General features: G+C 64.3%; 4 protein-coding genes and 2 pseudogenes. 1 reads left to right on the top strand and 5 read right to left on the bottom strand.

From position 1 onward, the window contains the following. Nucleotides 1-1,368: 1,368 nt before the first annotated feature. The gene (locus tag KRR26_RS37955; protein ID WP_217082151.1) at nucleotides 1,369-1,848 is read right to left on the bottom strand and encodes an integrase core domain-containing protein; all 480 of its coding nucleotides are present in this window, start codon (nucleotides 1,846-1,848) and stop codon (nucleotides 1,369-1,371) included. Here KRR26_RS37955 and KRR26_RS36105 point away from each other — a divergent pair. Beyond that, nucleotides 1,762-3,350: pseudogene (locus KRR26_RS36105) on the top strand (IS3 family transposase). The gene KRR26_RS37955 and the pseudogene KRR26_RS36105 sit on opposite strands and share 87 nt — an antisense overlap. 29 nt (nucleotides 3,351-3,379) lie before the next feature. On the opposite strand, the gene KRR26_RS37530 reads toward KRR26_RS36105, so the two are convergent. The 4 genes and pseudogenes from KRR26_RS37530 to KRR26_RS36085 all read right to left on the bottom strand — a co-directional run. Next, the gene (locus KRR26_RS37530) at nucleotides 3,380-3,505 is read right to left on the bottom strand and encodes a hypothetical protein (protein WP_268905935.1); all 126 of its coding nucleotides are present in this window, start codon (nucleotides 3,503-3,505) and stop codon (nucleotides 3,380-3,382) included. Continuing rightward, entirely contained in the window at nucleotides 3,502-4,113 is a 612-nt protein-coding gene (locus KRR26_RS36095; protein WP_217082149.1) for a helix-turn-helix domain-containing protein, read from the bottom strand. The genes KRR26_RS37530 and KRR26_RS36095 overlap by 4 nt, the downstream gene beginning before the upstream one ends. After that, nucleotides 4,110-4,262, bottom strand: a complete 153-nt coding sequence (locus KRR26_RS36090; protein ID WP_217082148.1) for a hypothetical protein — start codon at nucleotides 4,260-4,262, stop codon at nucleotides 4,110-4,112. The genes KRR26_RS36095 and KRR26_RS36090 overlap by 4 nt, the downstream gene beginning before the upstream one ends. A 136-nt stretch (nucleotides 4,263-4,398) precedes the next feature. Beyond that, nucleotides 4,399-4,869: pseudogene (locus KRR26_RS36085) on the bottom strand (IS66 family transposase); the annotation flags it as partial. Nucleotides 4,870-5,017 lie beyond the last annotated feature (148 nt).

Genomic DNA, 5,017 nt, shown 5'->3' with positions numbered 1-5,017 from the left:
CTTCTGCGTCAAGCCGCTCGCTTCGAACTCCTCGGCGACCTGGAACCACTCTTCACTCGCAACCGGCTTTGACATTCCGGCCAGGGTCCACCACCACCTCTACCCCTTCAATCCCTCCCGCCACGTCGCTCGCCGGACGGTTACGGTCGCACTTGAGCCTTCGGAGGCGGCTGCGCACGTTGGTTCAGCGAATGGTGCTCGCATCTCACAGTTCAACCAAACGGGAGGGATTCGAAATTGTGCGAATTGTGTTCGTGATTTCTTGGAAGTGTTCGCAATGGTACGCTGAGCCTTGATGTCGCAATGGAGCCGGTTCGCGAGAGTGGAGGGAGTATCGCCAAGGCGATTTCACAGATTCGCAGCCAAGTAGGAGTTCGTTTTGGTGATCCGCAGTCGAATACGCTGTTGACAGGATGGAGGGAGTGATTTTTTGATGTGTTTCGTGGAAGTAGCGCAACTTTGTCGGATCATGTACTTATTGGAGTGACAAAGAACGGGCGCTCATGGTTTTATGACTCGCAGAGTTCTCGGAAGTTCGTGAGGCTCACCGATTTTGGTGGCTTTGCGGCGCATTCATTGATCTTTAAGTGAGGTTTGGGCTGTGTTTGTGGATAATCGTCTTGTTGCTGAATTTGTTCGATGGTGGACTGATCCTGAGGGCAATCCTGGGTTCTCCAGGTGCTTCGCGCCTGGATTTGAGTATCGCAGTGAGCCGTTGGGGGTGAGTGGGGTGGATGCGGTTTGGCTTGTTGAGCAGAAGATGTCTTGGGGTGATGTTTCTGTTGTTTCGGAGGAAATGGATGGAGATGTGGCTCGGGTTGTTGTTGAGGGGGTAGATCCTGTGACGCTCTTGCGGCATCGTGTTGGTTGGAGGATTGTTGTCCGGGGCGGGTTGATATTGTCTGTGGAGGAGTCGAATGTGGTTGTTGGGTGATTTGTGCGCAGTTTCTGTGGTCTCGGATTGGGGCGGGCGCCGTGAGTTCTGTAATGGCAGGTGATGGCGGCGTTAGTGACTTCACGCCAAGATGTCTTCATTTGGGGCGACAGCACGCCGGATCAGGACCGGCAGTAGCCCGTGCGCCTCTCGGACGGAACAGCGGGCAAGGAGTGTCAATGCAGGCCACGCCGACTGGAGATGAGCTTGAGAGGGGCGGCGTTTCGAACGCGTGAGCCGCAATCGGTGAGAGCAGGACGGCCGGTAGAGCGATCGCGAGAGCGCGAGGCTTGCCGGCCGTCAGGATTGAGGAGGGCTTGAATCAGGCCGCGTCGAGCTCTTGCTCCTGGTCGGAGTGAGAAGACTTGCGAGAAATCCGGACGGGCAGTCCCCTTGTGCCGGTGAGCGTCAAGGTAGTTGTCGCGTGAGTGGGTTCAGCCGACGGACCGCGCGTCCTGCAGAATCGGGGTGAGATTGGGAGAGGGGTTGAGGCGCACGGGGCCTATCGGCGTCCAGCCGCGAGTGCCGCGACTCCAGCGCGCGGGATGTCGGCGCCGGGCGCGCTGGTACACCTGGTGGCGCCGGGAGACCAGCGAGGCTTCGCGCCGGGAGTCTCTGTCATCGGGAGTGACGAAGCGGATAGCCGAGTGGCGGTGCTCGGTGTTGTACCAGTCGGTGAAGCGCGTCACCCAGGCATGGGCGTCCTTGATGGACGTGAAGGGCCGCTGTAGAAAGCAGGGGCGATACCCCCCTGTGTCAGGGAAGTTGTCGCCTCGGCCGAGATGCCGAGCCGATGACGCCTTGGGGGCGAGAGCAGGCAGGACGCGGTGTCGTATACGGCTGCATTCAAGTTGCAGATGGTGAAGCGGATGGTGGGCCCGGGCGCGGTGAGCGCCGCGGCGCTGGCCCGACAAGTGGGAGTGTCCCAGCCGACGTTGTCGCAGTGGCTGCGCGAGGCGAATAGGGTGGCGGCGATGACGCCTCCTCCCGAAGAGAAGAAGCCCGTTGCGCCGGCAGGGCCGAAGAAGTGGACGCCCGAGGAGAAACTGCGCGTGCTGGCGGCGACGCAGGGGCTTGTCGGTGAGGAACTAGGAGCGCTCCTTCGCAGTGAGGGGTTGCACGAGGCGCAGCTGAAGGAGTGGCAGCAGGCAGCCGCCGGAGCCCTCTCGGGCACATCGACGGAGCCCCTGCCGGCCAAAGAGCGCAAGCGACTGGCCGCCGCCGAGAAGCGGGTGAAGGAGCTCGAGCGGGAACTGCAGCGCAAGGAGAAGGCGCTGGCGGAGACGGCGGCGCTGCTGGTGCTCGAAAAAAAACTTCAGGCGATGGGCTGGGACCAGAGGCACCCGGAAGACGAGGACGACTCCGGAGACGAGAAGAGCGAGAAATGACGCTCGCCCACGTCGACGAGGCGCTGGAAAAGGGAGTACGGCTGGAGGTCGTCTGCGAGCGGCTCGGGGTGGCCCCGCGAACGATTCAACGCTGGAGAAAGCCCGCCACGGCCGAGGACCGGAGGTGCGGCCCCCATACCCGGCCCTCGAATCGACTCTCCGAGGTGGAGCGGCGTCGCATCCTCGCCGTGGCCAACAGCGAGGAGTTCCGCGACGCCTCGCCCAAGCAGATTGTCCCCCGGCTGGCGGACCGGGGAGAGTACGTGGCCAGCGAGGCGAGCTTCTACCGGGTGCTGCGCGAAGCCGGACAGTTGACCCACCGAGGCCATGCCAAGGCGCCCACGCCCAGGCCTCGGGCCGAGCACACCACCACCGCACCCAACCAGGTGTGGAGCTGGGACATCACGTACCTGAAGGGCCCGGTGAGGGGCACCTTCCTCTATCTCTACCTGGTGGTGGACATCTTCAGTCGGCGCATCATGGGATTCGAGGTGCACGAGGAGGAGTCCGCTGAGCACGCCGCGGTCCTCATCTGCCGCTGCTGGCAGGACGCCGGTTGCCCCGAGGGGTTGGTGCTGCACTCAGACAACGGAGGCCCGATGAAGGGCGCCACGTTGCTGGCCACCCTGCAATGGCTGGGTGTCACGCCCTCCTTCAGTCGGCCCCGCGTCTCGGACGACAACGCCTTCTCCGAAGCGCTCTTCCGGACGCTGAAGTACCGCCCCTGTTTTCCACAGCGCCCCTTCGCATCCGTCAAGGAGGCCCGTGTCTGGGTGACGCGCTTCACCGCCTGGTACAACACCGAGCACCGCCACTCAGCCATCCGCTTCGTCACTCCCGACGACAGACACTTCCGGCGCGAAGCCTCGCTCCTCGCCCTGCGCCACCAAGTGTACCAGCGCGCCCGGCGCCGCCATCCCGAGCGCTGGAGTCGCGGCACGCGCGACTGGACGCCGGTAGGCCCCGTGCGCCTCAATCCCACTCCCAACCTCACCCCGCTTCCGCAGGAGATACGGTCCGTCGGCTGAACCCTCTCACGCGACAACTACCTTGACGCTCACCGATGCTTCAGCGTCCGGAAAAGCGCTTCGCAGAAAGCGTTGTCGTCCGAGAGGCGGGGCCGACTGAAGGAGGGCGTGACGCCGAACCCCTGCAGGGTGGCCAGCAGCGTGGCGCCCTTCATCGGGCCTCCGTTGTCCGAGTGCAGCACCAGCCCCTCGGGGCAACCGGCGTCCTGCCAGCAGCGGCGGATGAGGACCGCGGCGTGCGCAGCGGACTCCTCCTCATGCACCTCGAATCCCATGCCATGATGCGCTGACTGAAGATCTCCACCGCCATGTAGAGATAGAGGAAGGTGCCCCTCACCGGGCCCTTCAGGTAGGTGATGTACCAGCTCCACACTTGGTTGGGCGCGGTGGTGGTGTGCTCGGCCCGGGGCCTGGACGTGGGCGCCTTGGCATGTCCGCGATGGACCAACTGTCCGGCTTCGCGCAGCACCCGGTAGAAGCTCGCCTCGCTGGCCACGTACTCGCCCCGGTCCGCCAGCCGAGGGACAATCTGCTTGGGCGAGGCGTCGCGGAACTCCTCGCTGTTGGCGACGGCGAGGATGCGGCGCCGCTCCACCTCGGAGAGTCGATTGGCCGGCCGGGTATGGGGACCGCACCGCCGGTCCTCGACCGTCGCTGGTTTTCTCCAGCGTTGAATCGTTCGCGGGGCTACCCCGAGCCGCTCGCAGACAGCCTCCAGCCGTACGCCCTTCTCCAGCGCCTCGTCGACGTGGGCGAGTGTCATCTCTCGCTCTTCTCGCCCCCGGAATCGTCCTCGTCTTCCGGGTGCCTCTGGTCCCAGCCCATCGCCTGAAGTTTTTCGAGCACCAGTTGCGCCGCCGTCTCCGCCAGCGCTTTCTCCTTGCGCTGCAGCTCCCGCTCGAGCTCCTTCACCGTACCCGTCCGGGTTTGGCTGTCCTGACGAGGGATGAGTCCCGCCCGGAGCCAGGGGCAGTGTCGTGGTGACGCTCTCGGATGGGATGGAGGTCCGTCGCGTGCGTCAGGAGGTGTGCGTGACGAGGCGACGATTTCAGGGGCCTGGCAGGAGTTCATCCAGGCGGCATGCCGGGTGGTACTGCACGCGGAGCAAGACGTCGGAGAGGTATTCGCGCGGATTGATGCCGTTCGCCGAGCAGGTGGCGACCAGCGAGTAGAGCCCCGCGAGGTTGCGGCCCGCGCGGTCATGTCCGACAAACAGAAAGTTCTTCCGCCCCAGGGCTGCGACACGCAGGGCTCGCTCCGAGGCGTTGTTGTCCAAGGGGAGTCGCACGTCATCGACAAAGCGGGTGAGCGCGTCCCACTGGCCAAGCGCATAGGTGATTGCCGTGCCCAGCGGGCCGCGAGGTGGATGCAGAGGCCTGTTCTCCTCGAGCCAGGAGCGGATTGCGGCCAACGCCGGGGAAGACTGCTCCTTGCGCATGGCCAGGTGAGCGGGAGTCCTGGCCAGCCCCGCCTCCTTCACCGCGGCCTCCACCCGGTAGAGTTGGAGGATGAGCTTCAGCATCGTAACCGTCCGGCGAGTGACGTGGCGGGAGGGATTGAAGGGGTAGAGGTGGTGGTGGACCCTGGCCGGAATGTCAAAGCCGGTTGCGAGTGAAGAGTGGTTCCAGGTCGCCGAGGAGTTCGAAGCGAGCGGCTTGACGCAGAAG

The organism is Citreicoccus inhibens (assembly GCF_019039035.1).
GTDB lineage: Bacteria > Myxococcota > Myxococcia > Myxococcales > Myxococcaceae > Citreicoccus > Citreicoccus inhibens.
The sequence above is the reverse complement of the archived record's forward strand: the minus strand, read 5'-3'. Positions and strand labels throughout refer to the sequence as shown.

Coding starts and splice junctions, on each gene's coding strand:
- KRR26_RS37530 (WP_268905935.1), bottom strand. CDS start 3,505: ATGAAGGGCGCCACGCTGCTGGCCACCCTGCAGGGGTTCGGCGTCACG.
- KRR26_RS36095 (WP_217082149.1), bottom strand. CDS start 4,113: ATGACACTCGCCCACGTCGACGAGGCGCTGGAGAAGGGCGTACGGCTG.